This window comes from Ruegeria sp. AN11 (genome assembly GCF_056536005.1).
Genome location: NZ_JBQFJD010000002.1, coordinates 98,417 through 117,856 on the forward strand (window position 1 = coordinate 98,417; position 19,440 = coordinate 117,856).

16 protein-coding genes are annotated in these 19,440 nt (G+C 52.7%); 7 read left to right on the forward strand and 9 right to left on the reverse strand.

All coding sequences use genetic code 11. The annotated features are described in order from the left end of the window. Positions 1-103 precede the first annotated feature (103 nt). A complete protein-coding gene (locus tag ACR3EQ_RS20415) occupies positions 104-736 on the forward strand; it encodes a tyrosine-type recombinase/integrase (protein ID WP_170517499.1) in 633 nt (210 codons plus the stop codon). A gap of 252 nt (positions 737-988) precedes the next feature. Beyond that, positions 989-2,731 carry an adenylate/guanylate cyclase domain-containing protein gene (locus tag ACR3EQ_RS20420; protein ID WP_170555188.1) on the forward strand — a complete coding sequence of 581 codons (1,743 nt, stop codon included), beginning with the start codon at positions 989-991 and terminating at the stop codon, positions 2,729-2,731. A 248-nt stretch (positions 2,732-2,979) separates the two neighbouring features. On the opposite strand, the gene ACR3EQ_RS20425 is transcribed toward ACR3EQ_RS20420, so the two are convergent. The 3 genes from ACR3EQ_RS20425 to ACR3EQ_RS20435 form a co-directional block, all read right to left on the reverse strand. Continuing rightward, entirely contained in the window at positions 2,980-4,344 is a 1,365-nt protein-coding gene (locus ACR3EQ_RS20425; RefSeq protein ID WP_170806685.1) for an alpha/beta fold hydrolase, read from the reverse strand. A 479-nt stretch (positions 4,345-4,823) separates the two neighbouring features. Beyond that, positions 4,824-5,363 (reverse strand): luciferase domain-containing protein, encoded by a 540-nt coding sequence (locus ACR3EQ_RS20430; RefSeq protein WP_254451568.1) that lies wholly within the window; start codon positions 5,361-5,363, stop codon positions 4,824-4,826. A gap of 65 nt (positions 5,364-5,428) precedes the next feature. Then, positions 5,429-6,019 carry a YceI family protein gene (locus ACR3EQ_RS20435; RefSeq protein WP_170806683.1) on the reverse strand — a complete coding sequence of 197 codons (591 nt, stop codon included), beginning with the start codon at positions 6,017-6,019 and terminating at the stop codon, positions 5,429-5,431. 124 nt (positions 6,020-6,143) lie between these two features. Between ACR3EQ_RS20435 and ACR3EQ_RS20440 the strand changes: the two genes are divergently transcribed. Further along, entirely contained in the window at positions 6,144-6,725 is a 582-nt protein-coding gene (locus tag ACR3EQ_RS20440; RefSeq protein WP_170517484.1) for a TetR/AcrR family transcriptional regulator, read from the forward strand. Positions 6,726-7,465: 740 nt separating this feature from the next. On the opposite strand, the gene ACR3EQ_RS20445 is transcribed toward ACR3EQ_RS20440, so the two are convergent. From ACR3EQ_RS20445 to ACR3EQ_RS20460, 4 genes are all read right to left on the reverse strand, one after another. Further along, entirely contained in the window at positions 7,466-8,362 is an 897-nt protein-coding gene (locus ACR3EQ_RS20445; protein WP_480491916.1) for an EamA family transporter, read from the reverse strand. 58 nt (positions 8,363-8,420) lie between these two features. Continuing rightward, complete coding sequence (gene wrbA / locus ACR3EQ_RS20450; RefSeq protein ID WP_170808281.1) at positions 8,421-9,044, reverse strand: NAD(P)H:quinone oxidoreductase; 624 nt, start codon at positions 9,042-9,044, stop codon at positions 8,421-8,423. A gap of 106 nt (positions 9,045-9,150) precedes the next feature. Next, the gene (locus ACR3EQ_RS20455) at positions 9,151-10,176 is read right to left on the reverse strand and encodes a LysR family transcriptional regulator (RefSeq protein ID WP_480491918.1); all 1,026 of its coding nucleotides are present in this window, start codon (positions 10,174-10,176) and stop codon (positions 9,151-9,153) included. Between the two features lie 1,185 nt (positions 10,177-11,361). Further along, the gene (locus tag ACR3EQ_RS20460; protein WP_170617109.1) at positions 11,362-11,763 is read right to left on the reverse strand and encodes a helix-turn-helix domain-containing protein; all 402 of its coding nucleotides are present in this window, start codon (positions 11,761-11,763) and stop codon (positions 11,362-11,364) included. Between the two features lie 387 nt (positions 11,764-12,150). On the opposite strand from ACR3EQ_RS20460, the gene ACR3EQ_RS20465 reads away from it, so the two are divergent. Next, positions 12,151-12,828, forward strand: coding sequence for a hypothetical protein (locus ACR3EQ_RS20465; protein WP_170617111.1), 678 nt, complete (start codon positions 12,151-12,153; stop codon positions 12,826-12,828). Positions 12,829-13,097: 269 nt separating this feature from the next. On the opposite strand, the gene ACR3EQ_RS20470 is transcribed toward ACR3EQ_RS20465, so the two are convergent. Continuing rightward, positions 13,098-13,739 (reverse strand): carbonic anhydrase, encoded by a 642-nt coding sequence (locus ACR3EQ_RS20470; RefSeq protein ID WP_170617113.1) that lies wholly within the window; start codon positions 13,737-13,739, stop codon positions 13,098-13,100. Between the two features lie 544 nt (positions 13,740-14,283). Between ACR3EQ_RS20470 and ACR3EQ_RS20475 the strand changes: the two genes are divergently transcribed. Both ACR3EQ_RS20475 and ACR3EQ_RS20480 read left to right on the forward strand, forming a co-directional pair. After that, positions 14,284-14,694, forward strand: a complete 411-nt coding sequence (locus ACR3EQ_RS20475) for a class I SAM-dependent methyltransferase (RefSeq protein ID WP_480491920.1) — start codon at positions 14,284-14,286, stop codon at positions 14,692-14,694. Next, entirely contained in the window at positions 14,678-14,995 is a 318-nt protein-coding gene (locus ACR3EQ_RS20480; protein WP_170617116.1) for a methyltransferase domain-containing protein, read from the forward strand. Before ACR3EQ_RS20475 ends, ACR3EQ_RS20480 begins: the two co-directional genes overlap by 17 nt. Positions 14,996-16,934: 1,939 nt before the next feature. Here ACR3EQ_RS20480 and ACR3EQ_RS20485 read toward each other — a convergent pair. After that, positions 16,935-17,861, reverse strand: a complete 927-nt coding sequence (locus tag ACR3EQ_RS20485; protein WP_480491922.1) for an alpha/beta hydrolase — start codon at positions 17,859-17,861, stop codon at positions 16,935-16,937. A 226-nt stretch (positions 17,862-18,087) separates the two neighbouring features. Here ACR3EQ_RS20485 and ACR3EQ_RS20490 point away from each other — a divergent pair, with 226 nt between their 5' ends. Then, entirely contained in the window at positions 18,088-19,125 is a 1,038-nt protein-coding gene (locus ACR3EQ_RS20490) for an endonuclease/exonuclease/phosphatase family protein (protein ID WP_170617121.1), read from the forward strand. The last annotated feature ends 315 nt before the right edge of the window (positions 19,126-19,440 follow it).

A 19,440-nucleotide genomic window follows, 5' to 3' on the forward strand; every position in this document is an offset into this window, starting at 1 on the left:
CGACAAAGTCAGATTTTTCATGACGGAGACCAAGCATGGTAACCAATAGACGCTGACACTGTGTGGGCGATGAGGTGGTGCGTGGCGGTGTGGAGTATTCGTCATGCAAGCTTTAAATCTACCCGTCATTCGAGTTGGCCGATCTGCGTGGAACAAAGGTCGGGTTATTGGCCAGAAGCGCCCGCTTTTGCCAAGGCATGTCTGGGCAATACGCGTTCGCTTAGAAATTTCAGAAGATTATAGGAACTTAGCACTCTTCAATTTAGCAATAGATAGTAAGCTCCGTGGTTGCGATCTTGTTCGCCTGAAAGTTGCAGACGTATTTGCCGCTGGACAAGTAAAGGAACGCGCGTCTGTCAACCAAAGCAAGACAAAGATACCCGTTCGTTTTGAAATTAGTAGTGGTACGAGAAACTCGCTTTTGAATTGGCTGAAACAACCTGCAATGAAAAGATCCGAGTACTTGTGGCCAGGGCGTTTTCAGCATCGGCTGCATATTTCTACTCGTCAGTACGCGAGGTTGGTTCAGTCATGGGTCGCTTCGGTTGGGCTTGATCCCAGTCAGTATGGGACCCATTCAATGCGACGCACAAAAGTGGCGCAGATTTATCGTAGAACAGGTAACTTGCGAGCCGTGCAGCTATTGCTTGGTCACACCAAGATGGACAGTACAGTGCGTTACCTGGGTGTAGACATCGAAGACGCACTCGCCATCGCGGAAGCCACCGAGGTTTAATCTATCAGGCCGCTTTCGAGCGGCCTTTTTTTGCGCGAACCCCGAGAGTAGAATTTTCAGCCCCAAAGCGGACATGGCGCAACTCAAGGCGAGGACAACTCGGCTGTTTGTCCTCCAAGCCTTTCGCGCAGACAAATGGCATAGTTCCCCAACGCTGAAACCGACTTCAAGCAAGGTCAGAAACCGACCCTGTTCATTTTCGCATGGTCTAAACACTTAGCGACCAGTATTAAACAGAAAGGAGGACAACACGTGGAGCGAAAGCTAGCGGCCATCCTGATTGCTGACCTTGTCGGCTTTACCGCTCGGATGGAGCGGGACGAGAAAGGCACGCTCGAAGTCCTTTCAGCGCACATTGACGATATTGCTGCTCCGCTTGTCGGTCGGTATTACGGTCGCATCGTCAAACAGATGGGTGACGGTCTGCTCGCCAGCTTCGACAGCGCAGTCGACGCCGTTTCCTGCGCGGTTGAATGGCAAAACGCATCAGCGGCAGGTAAGGACCCTCTCCAATTTCGTATTGGCGTTACTCTTGGGGATATAATCATGCGCGACGGAGATGTTTTTGGTTCCGGTGTGAACCTGGCGTCGAGACTGGAGCAGCTTGCCCCACCGGGCGGTGTGTTGGTGTCGGACGCCGTATATCGTGTGGTCGGAAATCGTATACCGGTTGCTTGGGAGGATGCTGGTCAGCACACAGTAAAGAACGTTGCCGAACCGGTACATGCTTGGCGCATTGGCGGGTCAAGCGCTGTATGCGCTAAACCGGATCGGCCTGAATCGTCAGGAACAGCCACTATTGCGGTCTTGCCACTGCACAACATGAGCGATGACCCCGAGCAGGCCTTCTTCAGCGACGGGATTGCGGAAGACATTATTGTGGGTTTATCGCGTTTTCGGACGCTTAAGGTTGTTTCCAGAAATGCGTCTTTCAGGTTCCGGACACAGGACACAGATCCGGCCAAAATCGCGGAGGCTCTCGGCGCTGATTACCTGGTTGAAGGCAGCGTGCGAAAGGTCGGCAGTCGCGTGAGAATCTCGGTACAGCTCGCTGACGCGGGTACGGGCACTCAACTCTGGTCGGATCGATATGACCACGAACTGGAAGACGTTCTGGCGGTTCAAGACGAAGTGGCTCGAAATATCGTCGCAGTGTTGCCGGGCAGGGTCCAGCACGATGTCGTCGACCGTTCGACACAGAAACCAACGGATCAGATGAAGGCCTATGAACTGATGCTCAAGGGCAAGGCGCTACGCGATGGTCTGAACGCACGAGATACGGCCAAGGCGAGAGCGTTGTTGGAACGAGCGGTCGCACTCGATCCGACCATCGCGCGATCTTATATGTATCTTTCAGATACATATGTCATAGATTTGTGGCTTGGGCTGGCGGACGCTGACGCACCGGCCCACACTTTGAAAATTGCCCGAAAGGGCGTGGCACTGGATAACCGGGACGTCTACATTCAGGACCAACTTGGTTTTTCCTATCTCTGTGCTGGCCTTTGGGATGAGGCAGAGGCACAATTCAACAAGACACTTTCCATGATAGAAAACGAGGCGGAGTCGATGGCATGGTGCGGCTACGCTTTCCTATTGCTCGGCTTGCACGAAAAGGCGCGCGAAGTAGTTTCGGAAGCGATGGCGCTGGACCCGCTACATCCGCCTGCCATCGACTGGATTATGGGGCAGGTCGAATTTTTCAACGGCAACTTTGAAGCAGCGCTTAGTTTTCTAATGGGAGCAGCGCGGCTTAACTCGTTGGCCACAGCATTTGTCGCCGCCTCCTACGCGCAGCTCAAACGGGAGCGAGACGCCTCTGACGCATTGCAAGAATTTGTTTCTGAACGTCACGATGAGTTCACAAGTCGAGGTATTGTGGTTGAGGATGATACGTTAGATAGCCTTACTCGCGGGTTTCGGTCTATGTGGCGGCGACCGGATGATTTTAAACTTCTCACCAATGGGCTACGGGCGGCAGGTATGACCGGCTGACGCCGACCTTTACTCTTTTGTCCTACCGCCGCGGCCTCAATTACGCGTTTCTCTGCGCCCTGTTTTTTCGGCCGATGGCAGCCCAAACCGGACATTCGCAACAAGACTTTGCAATTTCCGAGATCAGGACAAAGCGGTCGATGACGAGAAGCCTAGAGTTTTTAAATTCCAGTATCGAAAATCGAAGGGCGCACGGCATCCTCTTACCTTCGAACAATAAAGTTTTGGCGATGAACAACGTACACTGCTCAAATTGAATTCAAAAAACGCTCTATTTCCACTAGGGCTTTAGGCCAGGCAGGATCATACTCTGGCATCGTATTGTTTGCTGTCTCAAGGCCAATAAAGCGCGCCTTCTGGATGCCGGAGGCGAAAATCCTACCTTGTTCAACACTGTGCATCCTGTCTCGATTAGCGTGCATAACCAGAGCCGGACAGGTGATCCGCAGAAGTAGATCGGTTACGTCGACCCCTGCGACCAGTGGTCCAATCTTGAGCCAATCCTGATGGTCCATTGCCACTTTCATAAATTCTGCATAAGTGCGCTGGTCATGCGGACTTGCGGTTGGAGCAAATGATTGCGCCATCAAGTCTCTTGCAGAAGGGTATTCATCGTTCCAGCCTTCAAGACTCATATCCATCATTGCTTGCCCAAGCGCGGCAATTCCGGGCTGTGAACGCACCGCGAGTCCTTGTGCAAATCCACCGAGTAGAACCAACCCCGAAACACGGTCAGGATTATTTGCGGCAAAAGCCGCGGCAATGGTTGCCCCAAAAGAAATGCCAAACAGTGGAACTTTTTCGATCCCGGCTGCGTCCAGTACGGCCTCAACATCTTCGACGATCCGATTCAAAGACACATCCTGCACGCCCCTCTGGGACAAGCCATTGTTTCTACCATCAAACCGATAAAGGCAGTGATTTTCAGAAAGCAGCGGCAACCACCCGGCGATGGTGTTCATCGTCCAATCGTATTCCAGATGCCTAAGCCAGTTTGGTGTGACCAGTAACTTTCTACCACTTCCAGTGGATGTCCAGGCAAGCGTTGTACCGTCTTTTGATTTTGCAAAGCGGACGTCTTGAGAGCTAGCCAGCAGCTTGTTCTTTGCGCGTCTTTTGTCACCATCTAAATCAATAGAGTAGGCTTCAACTGGATTTGGAATTCCCTTCAACCGTATCGAGCTTTCTGGTCGCAAAGCAACCGCCAGCGAAGTTCCCGCAACTTCAGCAGCTGTCTTGCTGACGAGACAACTTCCAATATGCGCGCTGGACTGAAGGCGCGACGCAACATTCACGGCCTCTCCGAACAAGTCTGTGCCATTTGGCATTACGTCGCCAACGTGGAGACCTCCTCGAAGTGTTACGTCTTCATCTCTCATCTGATTGAAAATCTGGCTGGCAGCATTAATTGCGTCTGTGGCTGCAACAAACTCAACCAAAGCACCATCTCCCATCAGCTTGAATATTCGTCCTTTGTTTTCATGGACCAACGGTCTGATCACATCGTCCAAAATGCGTTGTAGAGTGTTCAGCGTGGTCTCAGCATCCTCTGACATGCGCTTGGTATAATCGACGACATCGAGGCTTAGGATCGCAGCAATTTTCCGCTTCATCAGTCGATGTGATCCTTTTAGCTAAACCAATTCCTCTGAACCAAAATTAACAGACGAATAGATTTTTGTGACCAAAACTTGTGCCTGGGTATTTTGCTAAGCCTGCAAGTTCCCAAAGTTGCGTTGAAACACACAGCCGAGCAAAATGTCTTATTGGCTGGCGAAACCTAGAATTAAGGTGAATGATTAACGCATTTCGCGTTGTTAACTAAGGTTCACTTCGAAATATCAATTCTAAAAGTGTCAGTCCGTAGCTCTTCTCATCTGTGACCGATGGCAGCCCGAAGCGGAACTTCGACTCTGAGCTTTGCAAAATCTAAAAAGCGGACGGCAGCTACCATTGGTGCGAAAGGCTTGAAGGTATCGAGCGCTTCGCCACGGCGACAATTTAAGAAAAAAGTCACTGCGAGAAACAAGGTGGCTGAAACTGCTCTCTGACAGGAAACAGGCGTCCCCGCACACTTTCGCGCAATTCGAGCTTAGCCCAAGGTGTTGCCGGTGATGAAGGTGTACGAGCTTTCTACCAGATCGATGACGACATCCAACTCTTCTGGTGTGGTCGGTGTATATATCATGACAAAGCCGCTCCACCCAGGACGTTGCTTGGCCCAAGGGTGAGCTACGGCCCAGCCAGCCTCAATTGCCCGTCGCGCCGTTGCCGGATGCAGCGACGCGTGCAAGCTGCCATCAGGATGCATATGCGCAAACTCAAACCCACCCACGATAGAGTTCGGTTGAGACAGCAGCATGTCGGGATCAAGCTGAAAACCAATCGCGCCAGGAAGCGATATGCGTGTCGGGCCAAGTGTGACCCCTGGGAGTTGCGCAACACGCTCCAGCAATAGCTTGGCCAAGTCGGTATCAATTTCGACACCAATCTGAGTATGCGGTACGCCGCTTGTCGTTTCAGGACGGGGTGAGGTGCGCTCCGGCAAGGAACGCTCTTGTGCGGATGCCAAGGGGCACGTCAATGCCACCGCCGTTGCAGCAACCGCCAATGCTCTCAGGATTTCATTCATCGTGTTGACCATCCGCCAAAATCAAGGAATGAGCGTTCAGCGCAGTATCGGCGCCCTTGCACACATCATTCAGCCTTTAACGCTTCGATATTGATCAAGAGCTCTATCTCGTCGCTCACCGCTGGCGCAAATGCCCCAAGTCCGAATTCAGACCGCACGATGGTCGCCGTGGCTGCCAGGCCCAGGGTCGGCGTGCCCTCTTTTGGGCCAAACGGGTATGGAGCTGACTTGTTAAGCGTTGTTTCCAAAACAACAGGTTTGGTGATGCCATTCATGGTCAGGTCGCCAGAAATATTCGCGGTATTGTCTCCGGTCACTTCAATGCTGGTCGAGGCGAATGTGACCACGTCACTGTCACTCGCGCTAAAAAAGTCATCGGACATGAAGTGTTGCAGACGGGCGTCCCAGCCCGTGATCATGGATTTTACAGGCATAGACACTAAGACAGATGATGATGACGGATCATCTTCGTTGAACTCTATCTCACCGCTAAAACCTGAGAACATTCCAAATGTTTCTGAAAAACCGATGTGGTCGTAGCTGAACAATACCTGGCTATGTCCAGGATCCAGCTCGTAGGTGCCACTCTCGGACAATGCGTTTGTCGCGCCCATCGATAAGAGTACCGCCAGCGGGGTTGCTGCCACTTTGAACATTGATACGCTCCCATTTTGACAAGACGTGTTCGCGGAATCGAGTATTGAGCTTTAGTTTTTAGCTGGCCATACTTATAGAACATAATGTTCTACAGCGCAACAAGATGTTCTATAGGAGGGGCGATTGAAAGAAGATCCTAGGCTGATCGCCACACGGCAGGCCGCGCTTGATGCTGCGCAAAAGATACTGATGGATGAAGGCGTGCTGCACGTAACTCATGGCGCAGTTTCAAAGGCAACAGGCATTTCGCGCAGTACACTTTACAGGCACTGGCCAGATGCGCGTAGTCTGCGTGATGCAGCATTCCGGCGCATCGCAACACCGCCGAACATACCGCCCAAAACCGATGGCCCGCTACGATCTGACCTGCGCTGGTTACTCGGTGTATTGATGGGGGCCTTGAATGACACACCATGGGGCCAAATCGCGCCTCAGGTGGTCGCCGCTGCGTCCACAGATGAAGAAGCACGGCTGGTGATCACGGAATTCATGAAAGACAGGTTCGCAAGTGTTGAAGCAGTATTTGCAGCCGCAATAGACCGCGGTGAGATTGCCGCGGATGTTCCGGTTGAACAGCTTATAGAACTAGCAGTCGCGGCACCTTATTTCCGCAAGCTCATACGTCACGAGGCCTTGGACGAAGAATGGTTAGATCGACATGTCGATCTGCTTTACAATATCGCGAAAACCAATTCCGGGCAGTGACCATCGCCTTTCTTCCCAATCAAAGCGACCAGCAACGGACGCGAGATTACATCAGAGCATCAAATCATGATCAATAGCATATCCAGCCAGTTCCTAATAGCGGCTGCTCCAAATGGTCTTAGCAAACGTTTGCTATGATCGTCCGCCGAGGTTTGCAAAGTCTGCTTTCTGCGCACAGCTGCCGTTGGTTGAGAGAGCGACGAATGGCAGCAGTCCGCCCATTCTGTTAAAAAACAACCTATTGCTGGCGCAGAATGCGATAATCTGAACACGGCGCAAACGCCTTTCTAATCAGGCTTTTCGTGTTTGCTGCGGTGCGGGAAGGCTTTGGCCGAGATATTGTTACCGGGCAGCGACCGTTCAAAAGTGCACTTCATCCGGACATGGGCAGTTGCACCCGCGCTTCAATGGGGACGACAAGAGGAAACCACCGAAGCGGTCGCATCTGTACTCCGGCAGCATTTCTGATTTCGCTGACAATGTGACACTCAGAGAGAGGTATCTTGATTTTTGTGATGTGAGCGAGGGAACCCAGACAACCAAAAAAAATTTGACGTAGCGTGTTTATGGGAGGATCCAACCACCGCGACGCGGCGGCGCCAGAACCCTTCCCCTTATTCATGCGTCGAGAAACCTAGGACTTCGACATTCTAGGGGTCTGACGAACGGTTTTGAGCGAGGCGCTGAGCCATTCCTCGCCCACTTGCGTGATTGGGCCCATTGTTTGCGACTCAAAGCCATCAAACAGATCCAGTTGTTGCTGGTCTCCATTTTTTCACACCCGAATTGTCCCTTCGACTCACGCTCTGGCCGACCACAACAGAGCCGATAACTATGGCTGCTCCGATAGACTGAGTGAGGCTAAGCGTTTGTCCCAAGTATACCCAGCCGAGCACGACAGCTGTTACAGGACTCATCATCCCAAGCATCGAGACTGCACTGGGCTCCAGACACGCTACACCCCGGAACCAAAGAGCATAAGTAGCTGCCGCACCAATCAACCCAAGCCAAATCAGCCCGGTGACACTTGTTGCGCTGAGCGCAGGTAGAGGCGGCTCAAGTAACAGTGCGACTGGCAGCAGTATCAAACCACCGGCTGTTAATTGCCACGCTGTGTAACTCAGCGCCGAGACCGGAGGTTGCCATTTCCGGCTGAGAACAGTGCCAGCAGCCATTGACGCGGCTCCTCCCAAACCCGCTGCTATACCGATCCAATCAAGTTGTGCTTCTGGTCCGATCAGCAGCAGAGACACACCCATCACGCCAGTCGCGGCGGCACCGAGTGCACCAATTCGTATTGGGGTTCCCAGCCATCCCCACGCCATCAAAATCACGATCATTGCTTGCAACGATCCTAGGGTGGCGGCCACACCACCAGGTAAACGATACGCAGCAACGAAGAGGAGCACCCAGAACAGAGCGAAATTGAGGCTGCCTAAGACGAAAGTTCGACCGAGCCATTCGCGTGGTGGAACGCAGCGCGTCACTGCAAGCAACAACAAGCCAGCTGGCAGAGCTCGTAACGCGGCCAGGGTAATCGGATAGCCAGCCGGGAGCGCTTCCGTAGTTACCAGATAAGTGCTTCCCCATATCGCTGGGGCGAGTGAAGTGAGAAGAATATCGGTTGAGCGTGACATTGTATGTCCCCCGGCTGAGGCGTTTGAGAATTTGAGTGAGACGTCAGAGACGCGCGGGTTACGCTGCTTCCGCTTGCAGGTTTGATCCAGCGAGGCACGCTGTAATCATTGCAACATGAGCGCCCTGGAACCGCGCTCCTGCCAGGTCAGTTTCGGTAGGCGTGCGGGAGCCATCAGCACCGGCGATCGTTCCGGCACCATATGGTGCGCCGCCAATGATTTCTTCTGATGTAGTCTGGCCAGCAAATGTGTAGGGCATTCCGGCAATCAGCATCCCAAAGTGTTGAAGCGGGACTTGCGTTGTCAGAAGGGTCGCCTCGTGCCCGCCATGTTGCGAACCCGTAGATGCAAAGACCGCCCCGACTTTACCAACCAGAGCATTCCTGGCCCAAAGCCCGCCAGCCTGATCGAGGAACGACTTCATTTGGCCGGCCATCATGCCAAATCGGGTCGGTGTTCCAATGATGACTGCATCATAGTTTTCCAGATCCGTCGGCAAGGCAGTAGGCGTATCATCGACGACATAGCCGGCCTGCTGACGGACTTCTTCAGGGACAGTTTCGGGCACACGTCGAACGTCAACTTCGGAGCCGGGAACACTTCTGGCGCCTTCAGCTTCGGCATCGGCCAATGCGCGGACGTGGCCATAGCTTGAATAGTAGAGAACGAGAATACGTGACATAGGATACCTCTCAGGGCTGCGACTTGTTCCCTGAGAGAATGGAATTTGTTGCGCCGCCAATTAAGTCGCGCTCTTTGACATCACTCTTTACCTGTATTGAATAATGTCACGACCTGAGAGCCAAGCGTAGATGATCAAGAAAGGCTGTGACCTTGGCGTCCATTCCCAAGCGAGATGCTGTAACGGCGAATACTTCTGGCGCGGGCAGTTCGTGGTCAGGAAGAACTCTCACCAAGGCCCCGCCGGCTTCAGGAGCATCAGAAACGAACTCGGGAAGAGTTCCAATACCCTGCCCCGCTATCAGCAGATCGCGCAAAACGAGGCTGTTGCCAACCCTTACACGCGGATCAAGTTCCAATGATGTGACGCCGTCGGCGGCCGAGAGCTTCCAACTCGTCAAATGATCAGCAAGCAAAAAGCCGATGATTGCGTGGTTTTTCAGATCCGCCGGCTGGGTCGGCGTCCCACATCGCTCCAAATAGTCAGGAGACGCAAATATTCTTTGCCGCATCACGCCGATCCGTCGGGCAACAAGTGCCGAATCCGGCATGGCAGCACGGATACGTATCGATAGATCGAACCCGCCCTCGACCATATCGATCACCTTGTCGTCCATCGAAAGAGTAAATCGCAGATCTGGATAAGTTTCCAAGAACTCTGGAAGCATCGGTGCGATAACGGTCTGGCCGAAGGAACTTGACGCATTCACCCGAAGGTGCCCACGCATCGCTTTGGAACCTTCCCTGATGGTCTGTTCCGTTTTTTCGACCGCGTCGAGAATTCCAATTGCATCTTGGTAATAGAGACTGCCGGTGTCGGTCAGTGACATGGATCGGGTCGTTCTGGTGAGGAGGACGGTTCCCAGACTTTCTTCTAGAAGCTTGATTTCTCTGCTGAGAAGCGCGGGAGAAACACCAAGGTCTTCCGCCGCACGGGCAAAGCTACCGCGTTCAACGATACGGCGAAAAGCTTGCATGACTGACAGTTTGTCCAACTCCAGGCCCCGATCAGTTTTTTTTGAGCCGCCCAGTTGGGCGTAACGAACTGCAAGATATACGACTGCGTCACTGGTGCGAAAGGGCGACGCGCCTGTGTTGCTGGCGTTGATCTCCGGTCGGTTGCTAGAAAACACTCATGGCTCTATTTTCGATGAGGCTAGGAGTTAGGGGCAATGGCAAAATCTAAGAATCCGCTTACACCGAAAAACGTTCCAAGCCGGTCGAACAATGAAGAGTCGGATCGCCCTGTCGAGAGCAGGCCCATACCGGTTAGCGACGCTGTTAATGAGCCAACTCGGCAGGAAAGACTTAAGGCGATTGCAGAAGATGCGGAACGACGCCTCAAGGGTTCAATGAAGCTACTCTCTTGAAGTCGTCATACGAACTTATAAAGGAAAAACAGCACATACAATCAAAGTGCAGCCTTCAATACGCTTCACCGCAAGTTACCAGCTTCCCAATGAGCACTTAGAAGCAACGGAGCATACAGAAGGTCTCCTAAACACAATCGCAAATTGGGTGCCGCCCCTGAGCACTCCTCCCTACGATTAGCCCTCTACACACTCTCACCTGTTCTCTCTAGGCACATGCGCTCTCAATAGAGGCATTCTCTCTCTAGAGTGCTCTTATGTGTGTCCGTTCTCTTAGGGTGTGTTCTCTCTAGGTGTAGCTATTTCCGTAGTATGAGCAATCGTCGGTTTCTTCTCTCCGGAGACGCTCGAAATACCGCCTGGCCTGCTTTAGTGTGTTTGCTCTCTACAAAGTTCTCTCTCAGGAGCTCTCTACGCTGGCCTGAGTAGCGTCCGTGTTTGTTTGTGTATCAGGTGTTAGATGCCTGTGTTTCGTCGCTGTGCGCGCTTTTCTGACCTGTCTTCGGATATGTGTTTCCCGAGAACCGTTGTTTTTATGGGTTTGTCTGGTTCAAAGGTTTACATTTTGGTCTGAAAAAGTGGATTTCGGGTGAAATCTGTCAACTTAATGTAAACTTAGTGTAAACCTTTGGCCTGATTTTGGGGTGTTTTTGAGGTCGAAAGGTTTACATTCCGTCGATCCCGGGAAGGCGAATGTAAACCTTTGTCAACCTTGTGTAACCTCGGTTCAATCTGCGAGGGACCCGGCGAGGCAGGGTTCACCAGCCATTCCTCGCCGAAATCTCGAAAACCCATTCCATTTTTCTTTGTGAGGTCGACAAAGGCGCCTCAATAGCTGCACTCGCCGTAAGGTAGGCTCAGGATCACTTCCGTTGCTAACGTCACGGAGGAACCGCAACCAGGCACGCTCATTTAATGTCAGGTCGTCTTTCCGGTCATACATTGCAGCTACCTCCCGAATATGGTCTTGATCGCCGTCTCTGACCGACTGGTCAGCCGAGGATCGGTGTTGTTCGAGGCCTTGCGTATTGCTTTCAGCCAGCCAAGTTCATTCGACGTGACAGGTTCTCCGAACACCTCGACAACTGCCTCGGCTGCAGTCAGGCCAATCGACTGCTCAATTGCGAGGCGCATAAGGTAGGCGGCGTCGCATTCCAAAGCTTTCGCCAAAGCCGGGACGCGATCCAATGCCACCTTGGAACTACCTTGCTTGATCATCGTGATCATGTTCGGGCTGACGTATCCCACCTGCGCCGCGATCTCGGCTTGGCTCTTGGTCGGTTTCAGTTCGAGCACCCTCCGTTCGACATACTTCGCCATCCGGGAATCTTCATATGGTTTTTTGGTCATCGCTATCCTCTCAGAAGTGATGCAGCACGCGCTACATGTCTTCGATATAGCGACGGTGAGAATGGGAATGTGTCGCAGGATTTGCTCGCAATGAAACCGCAACGTTATTGCAGCGCTATCTGCCACTTAAGTGCAATGACTGGCTTCCAATGCCTTTGTTTTGTTGACTTTCACCCAGGCAACTCGCCTTCGGGAGGCAGGGATCGGAGGTTCGAATCCTCTCACTCCGACAAATAAAATCAAACACTTGCGTTGATTTTGCGCCTCTCGAAAATCCAGAGTTTCTGTTACAAGTAACGAAAACCCCCGGATTCAGACAGCACACCCAAGAAGTTGCGAAATGAGAAAACCCGGCTAGGCTAATTGCATTATTAGGGGGGAAATTTCATGAAAATGATATTTGCGGCTGCCGCCGTGTGCCTTGCAAACGTGGCTAGTGCTTTAACCGTCACATTCGACCATAACCCGCCTTATCCAAGTGCGGGCGGAAGCAAAGCAACTTCAAACGGGTTCATCTATGATTACAGCACCGTTTACCTGACCGGAAATCATCTCGCCTTGCACGATGACAGCGGGATTCTATCGTCATCGATCAGCGCTCTTAACGGCGCGTCCTTTACGCCCAATCAGATTGACGTTCGCGGCTGGTCGCTGCTGAACAAGTCCGGCTCTGGACCTGCCCCTGTAGATGACTACCGAGCCCACACAGCCTGGGCTTATGCTGGCACAGCCCCACTTCCGTACCTAACATTTGACGGGATCAGAAACGGCGCGGTAGTGGCTACTCAGTCGGTCGGACCTACCCTGTGGAGCGTGTTGAATTTCACAAGCTCATTTGCGAACATTGACAGCCTGAAGCTGTCGCTGAACATTCCGAGCGCCCTTCGATTTACCGACTATGACCAAGTTGGGCCTGATACGGTCTGGTGTGAGGAATGGTGTTCTGAGTTCTGGGTAGACAATCTGAATGTCAGCTTATCCGCCGTACCCCTGCCCGCCAGCGGGTTGTTGCTGATCGGCGGGCTTATGGGGTTGTTGGGTTTTCGGCGCTTTAAGGCACAGTAACGGCTGCGGCAACCTATCCTACTGGAAGCGTGGGGGTTGAGACCGCACCTGTTTTGCCGCCCAGGTAGCTCGGGCGGGGGCGTCAAACAGGCTGCGCCCCAACCGTCTTCGCGCTGGCCGACGCGAGATCCGTGCATGGCGGTGCGACCTGCGGTGCCCGCCTTGATTTCGAAGTCATGATACTGATCGGTGAAAACCTGGTTGCCGAGGATCAGGCTATCGGTCGCCGCTGTTGCAGCCTGAACGTTGAAGTTGCGGGGTGTCTAAACTCAGGCGTCACTGTTGTACTTGTAAATTGGCTCGAGGCTTTCGATTGCTCCAGGGCTAACCTTCAAGTCTTTGATAAGCCCATCACCAACCGAATAAACCCATCCATGCAGCCGGGGGTACTCACCACCTTCCCGCGCCTTTTGAATGAATGACAGCTTTGCCAGATTCGAAACCTGTTCTTTGACGTTGAGTTCGGTGAAACGGTCCAAGCGTTCTTCTTCCGATTCAATCCCATCCAGAATAGGTCGATTGCGCGAATAGACATCCTTTAGATGCAAAAGCCAATTGTCCAAGTAACCATACGATTCATTGCTCATTGCTGCTTTGATTCCGCCGCATCCGTAGTGCCCGCAGACAATAATGTGTTTCACTTTCAGATAGTGAACCGCAAAATAGGCAACGCTCAGCAGGTTGGAGTCGGTGTGAACCACAAGATTTGCAATGTTGCGCTGAACAAAAATTGATCCGGGAAGAGAATTTGTAATCTCTGTAGCGGGCACTCTGCTGTCGGAACATCCGATCCACAAATATTCCGGTGACTGGCCTTCGGCCAATCGCTCAAAAAAGCCAGGGTCTTCATCTTTGATGCGATTCACCCAGTCTTTGTTGCCTTCAAGAAGTAGTTTGATTGACTCTGTCATGCTGGGTGTTCCCTTTTTGATCGCGCGTATGTGAAAGCCTAGTGAGTGGCGCTCGTCGAGTGTTGGTTTGGCCAAATAATGGATATTGCGTATCTGAACAAGTTAGTTTGCACCCATCATCCCGGCTCACATCTTATGCACCGGCCGAACTGTACGCAGGCAAACCCCGCAATTTCCGTTCAGCTTCCGAGCTTCACGGAAGGCACCTTCTTGGCAGGACAATTTGGCCCTACTCGACTGTAGTGTGATTGGCGGTCAACACTACGGCAAGCAGTACAGAAGCCCAAAGCCGCATACCTATTAAGGCGGTGTCTTAATCCGGGCCAACCGAACGCCGTGATCCGGCATGGCTGGCGCTGGGAAATCGGTCTTTTCCAAGCCTGCCAAAATCAGCCTTGGGGTGCATTTTTGGAGAAATCGACTTTGATGAAAGCATTATGAGCGGCAACGATATCTTCCAGTCGATCGGAAGTCTCGGCCCTGAAGGGTTCCAAGAATTGTCGACCGGCTGGAAATTCGCGGACGCGACCCGGTCTTTGTCAGAATGCGCGAAGCATATCTACAACACATCGACCTCGGGTTCTGTAAGACGTTGCTTGATCTTGGCTGCGGCACCGGGGTAGCCGCCCGCGCGTTGGCAGCACGTAAAGGGCTCGTCACTGAGATCACTGGAATAGATTACAGCCCGGAATTGGTCGAGGCTGCGACTTGCCTTGCCGCCGAAGAAGGCCTTGCAGGGCGGGTCAATTTCCGGAACGGCGGTTCCCATGCCGTGCCCGATCCTGATAACAGCTATGACGTGGTGCTCGCCCACACACTTGTCAGCCATGTCAGCGATCCGGATGCGGTGATCGCAGAAGCTGCCCGGGTTGTGCGCCCTGGCGGCGCGGTCGCTGTCTTCGACGGCGACTACGCCTACCTGACCTTCGGAGCCGGAAATGCGGCGCAATATTGAAGTCGTCAACATGATACTTAATGCCGTGGTTGCCAATCCTCTGGTCCTGCGCAGGATGCCCGCAGTCATTGCGCGGCATGGCTTGAAACTGACGCATTTCCTGTCCGAGGTTCTCGCTAAAGCCCGAAATGGTTCATTCTTTCTGAACCTGGCCGATAGCTATATTCCGCTGGTCGTGCGCAATGGAGATATGTGCGAAGGTGAGGCCGCCGACTGGTTGTCCGCGCAGCACCGGGCCAGTAACGAGGAGACATTCTTCGGAGCGTGCAACAACTATACCTATGTCGCCCAGAAAACCTGAGCTCTGACTGCACGGGTTGAACACCACAACTCCACGTCATGAGTTTGCCGAGGCATGTGATTTTGTGTTTGACCTTTCGGGCCAGAACCCAGGTGAACCGGGCTTGTGAACCGACGGAGTTCATCTTGGCGGGTTTGATCACGGTTTATGCGATGGTTTTGTTTTGGCCGCCGGCCTCGGATCCTGAAAACTTCCAGTTTTTGCGACCCAAGTTCTGAGCATTTGCGCGAGCGAATTTACCTCGGTAGCCAAATGCGTGTTGAGGCGGAGCAAATCAGCCGGATCGTCGAAGGCGCTCCCCCGGTCCTTCGGCAATGCCGCCTTTTATGCCCGCAACAATTTTGAGGGTAAATCCTGAAATCGCCGAGTTCCCAGACTGTGTTTTCTATCCGTGGCGAAGCGGATGCTAGGTCTTTTGCGCCATTCGCTATGTACAGCGAAAAAAAACGCGGTGACACAGAGCCCCACCAGAGCCAAAGGTGCCCGCATTCAAATCGGTAAATCTGGTTTTGGGCCTATCACAAGAAAACCGTTGCCGATAATCGATTCTAAGGGCGTGAACGACGCGGCCGGGCTAGCAATGCTGCGGCACCGACAATGGCACCTAATATCCCATGCTCAAAGATATTGCGCCAACAACCTGTAATTTAGTTCACTTTGGTAAACCAGCCACCATACGCCATTCAAAAACCGGCAGCGAGCTCCGCACGGCGCATATTCCCTATAAGAAGTTAGCACATAATATTTGCCAGCAGATATTATGCCTGCGTGCTGACATGTCACCCATGATACGAAAGAAAGACGATATTGTCGGGTCCATGTTTTCCAACATCGCTCATCTCATCCAACTCCGGATTGATGAGACACTGAAACCATATGACTTGACCCGCCTGAAATGGTTCGCGATCAGGATACTGTCTCAGAATGAAGGACTGACCCAGACGGGATTGGAAAAAAGGCTCGAACTATAGACAGCCGCAACTGGAAAGCTTGTTGATAGGCTGATCGAACGTCGCCCCGACCCCGGCGACCGGAGAGCGCACCGCCTCCTTGCGACCGACAAATTCTTTGCGCTTTTGCCTGAATTGAAATCGTCGGGCGAAAGCATTCGCGATTGTTTTCTGTCGGGGCTGGACGAGCAGGAAATAGGGGTGCTTGGAAATTTCCTAAAAAGGATCAAATCGAACCTGACACTGACACTCGCAGGAGGTGCGACTTATTTTGCCCCATCTCCAGCCATTCGCTTGAAAGCAAACCTGTGCAATCCCGATTAACAAAGGAAACGAGATACGCCGGTATGGGAGGAAAAAAGTTGGGGACTTCACAACAGACAAGGGACTGCCAAGCGCATGGAAGCTGCCATGTTTGCTCAACATAACCGTATTCGTGGTTGCGAAGCGCGTCTGCGTCGCGTTCCCCGACATCTGGTTGTCTCAAATCCGAAGCAATACCGTACGAAAGCCTGTCGAAAGCGGGCCGTAATTCTCAAGAGCACTCTGGGCAAGGCGGCAGACTGTGTCGGTCGTGGGATTTCGATCGCCCCTTGAAAAAACACTCAACACGAAAGCCCAGTACCGCATTCCACAAGGTAAAGGATCAAGCAGAAAGGAAGCCAAGTCGGTGATCAGTAGCAAGGAACTGCCGACTCGCGTTCACGAAAACGAAGACCGGAACTAGGCGTTTTGCGCGATCTTGCCCGCATTGGTCAGGCTACATTGGTCTAGGGAGGTTTCCAGAACCTTCCTGCAAATCCAAGGGTGTTGCTTGCCTCAATCAAGTACTCCGGTTTGATCGCCTTCCCAAAACTGATGACTGACAAATTCAGATGCACAGACTCACGTTATGAGCGGGGGACTGGTAAGGAGTCGTTCATCATTCTATCGACCAGCGACGGCAGAAACTGTATCGCGAATGTGCCTATTTGGCATGCCCTGCTCACTCAAGCCAGTAACGCCAGGTCATGGCCGGTGGTTTTTTTGCGCGTGGCCATGGACTTGGCGTCCTTGCCACCAATGGTCAGGGTGAGGTCTTTGAAAAACCCCTTACTGTCGAACCACCAGCGATGGGAATAGACTTTGGTTCGTTTTGGCTTCGGAACGTCGCGCTTGTATTGTTCATTGCAGTAAATGTCCCAATGGCCTTTGGTAGTGAGCGTTGGCATCCCAACATGGCCTGCGCGGTCGCGTCCGCCGTGGACTGGCCCGCCGGCCAGTGCCAACACCTTGTCCCGACCGCTGTAGTAATTCGTGAAGCGTTTACTGCGATTGCCAAGAACCAGCCCCCCCCACGCGCCTTTCTCCAGCCAGGCGGAATCCACATCGGCCGATGCAAACATGACCTGATCGACGCCCCAGTTGCCGCTTCCAGAACCCGCCGAGTCACCAAAATCAGAGAAGGCGCGCAAAACAACAAATGCCCCCATGGAATGCGCGATAAGATGAACTTTTGGGCGCGGCGACATGGCCAGCAACGGCAGTATTCCGTCGCCCACAAGATGAGGGGCCACTGCCTTGGCGTCGGAACGATCCTTGTCATAGCTGAGAACAGAACCGTCGCTTGGCCAGTCGAACGCAACGACCGCACCCTTGTATCCTTGTGATCTCACACCCTTTTCGATCTTGGCCAGCCGGTCCAGCATTTCCTTCTGGGACGTGTTGAAACCGTGAACGTAAATCAGGACGTCTTTGTCACCTCCTGCCTTCTGCACCATCTCAAGCCACTTCTTTTGCTTGATGATGCCTCCTTTCCGGATACGCCCGTCGGAACTTGTATGTGAGATCGAGACGTACCGGGTTTTCGCGGCAGGTTTTATCGTGAACTTCTTTTTTGAAGCGTTGTAAGTGCGCCGGGAGAAAAACAAAGCCATCCTGTGAACTCCTTTTAACCAATCCATAAAATCTGCCACAGAAAAGCGTTTCTGGCAAAATATTGGAGAACTTCTGATACTATGTAACCGTGCAACTGACCCGAAGCCTGCGAATTTCGGACAGCTGGCCGCAGAGTTGACACCAGGACCCGACTGCCCGGGAATAAGAGTATTCGAGAGGGATCTGTTCCAAAGAAATTTCTATCTAAATACCTTGGAGGGAATAATGACCGCGCGAGATATTTCATTTGCCAGTTTCAATTTGTTGAACCTTCACCTGCCTGGTCAGGCCATCTATGGCGACTCAGATGGATGGGATCAGGCCACCTATGAAAAGAAGATAGCGTTCACCGCGAAGGCGCTGAGCAGAATTGATGCGGACGTGGTCGGCGTGCAGGAGCTTTGGGCCGAGGACGCGCTGCAAGCGGCGCTGGACAACTCGTCCTTGACGGGAACCCATACACTGTTGGTGCCCGAGGATCACAATGACAAGAAGATCGTATGCGCCGCCGCTGTGCGTTCGGACATTCTGGTGGATCAACCAGAATGGATCGAAGATTTTCCCGAGGAATGCGTTTTGCAGTCGACAGGCGATGATCCGCAGCAACCTGATATTTCCGTGGCGCTGGATGGCTTTTCCCGCCCTGTCATGCATTTTCAGGTCCGCCCCGATCCTCGGACACCGGTTATTCATGTGTTCGTCTGTCATTTCAAATCCCGCCGCCCGGCCCAGATCTGGCGCGAGCGGGGTTGGTATGACAAGGACGTTCACGGCCCGCATATCACGTCACTGGGCTATGCTATCTCGACCGTGCGCAGAACCGCCGAAGCGGCCGCTTTGCGCGTGATCATAACCAACCTGACAAAGAAAACGGATACCCCTGTGGTTCTGATCGGCGACATGAATGACGGCAAGGAAAGCAACACGCTCAATATTCTGTCAGAACAGCCAACCTACCTGTCGCCTCTGTCTTCGGGAGGAGCCGACAACGCGCTTTATACCGCGCAAACCATGCAGGAATACCGTTCGACGCGCGACGTATATTACACGCATGTGTTCAAAGGACAGCGCGAAAGCTTGGACCACATCATGTTCAGTCAGGAGTTCTACGATAATTCGAAGAAACGCCTTTGGGCCTTTGACGAGATGCTTGTGCAGAATGACCACCTGAACCATGACGATCATAAAGAAAGCGGAACCACGGATCATGGGATTATTCGCGTGGGTTTTCAGTGGAAGCCTGCGCCCGGCCAAGGCAGTTGATATTGTTTGGTTTCCGGGTACTTCCTGACCATTTTTATGGCCATATGGGATCACGCCGGATTCGCCACCCGGCTACCTGGATGGCTTTTTTGGCACTTCCACAACCTGTGCCATTGAACGCGGACAACCATAGCGGCTTGAGACGGCATCGGTGTAATCGGGCGGAACGCTCCCCCTCAGGTTGCGTAATTGCAAGTTTTATGTTATGTTTTTAGATATTTAGTATGAACATTTGATCGGCGCAGCCGTTTTTTAGTTTTTTGTGGAGTAACTGATGCGGTATCTTGTTGTTATCATTTTGATATTGGTTGCCGC

What these genes read in the sequence shown, in the direction of transcription:
- ACR3EQ_RS20415 (WP_170517499.1), top strand. Translation starts at nt 104, where the DNA reads ATGCAAGCTTTAAATCTACCCGTCATTCGAGTTGGCCGATCTGCGTGG.
- ACR3EQ_RS20425 (WP_170806685.1), bottom strand. Translation starts at nt 4,344, where the DNA reads ATGAAGCGGAAAATTGCTGCGATCCTAAGCCTCGATGTCGTCGATTAT.
- ACR3EQ_RS20430 (WP_254451568.1), bottom strand. Translation starts at nt 5,363, where the DNA reads ATGAATGAAATCCTGAGAGCATTGGCGGTTGCTGCAACGGCGGTGGCA.
- ACR3EQ_RS20435 (WP_170806683.1), bottom strand. Translation starts at nt 6,019, where the DNA reads ATGTTCAAAGTGGCAGCAACCCCGCTGGCGGTACTCTTATCGATGGGC.
- ACR3EQ_RS20445 (WP_480491916.1), bottom strand. Translation starts at nt 8,362, where the DNA reads ATGTCACGCTCAACCGATATTCTTCTCACTTCACTCGCCCCAGCGATA.
- wrbA (WP_170808281.1), bottom strand. Translation starts at nt 9,044, where the DNA reads ATGTCACGTATTCTCGTTCTCTACTATTCAAGCTATGGCCACGTCCGC.
- ACR3EQ_RS20460 (WP_170617109.1), bottom strand. Translation starts at nt 11,763, where the DNA reads ATGACCAAAAAACCATATGAAGATTCCCGGATGGCGAAGTATGTCGAA.
- ACR3EQ_RS20465 (WP_170617111.1), top strand. Translation starts at nt 12,151, where the DNA reads ATGAAAATGATATTTGCGGCTGCCGCCGTGTGCCTTGCAAACGTGGCT.
- ACR3EQ_RS20470 (WP_170617113.1), bottom strand. Translation starts at nt 13,739, where the DNA reads ATGACAGAGTCAATCAAACTACTTCTTGAAGGCAACAAAGACTGGGTG.
- ACR3EQ_RS20475 (WP_480491920.1), top strand. Translation starts at nt 14,284, where the DNA reads ATGCGCGAAGCATATCTACAACACATCGACCTCGGGTTCTGTAAGACG.
- ACR3EQ_RS20480 (WP_170617116.1), top strand. Translation starts at nt 14,678, where the DNA reads ATGCGGCGCAATATTGAAGTCGTCAACATGATACTTAATGCCGTGGTT.
- ACR3EQ_RS20485 (WP_480491922.1), bottom strand. Translation starts at nt 17,861, where the DNA reads ATGGCTTTGTTTTTCTCCCGGCGCACTTACAACGCTTCAAAAAAGAAG.
- ACR3EQ_RS20490 (WP_170617121.1), top strand. Translation starts at nt 18,088, where the DNA reads ATGACCGCGCGAGATATTTCATTTGCCAGTTTCAATTTGTTGAACCTT.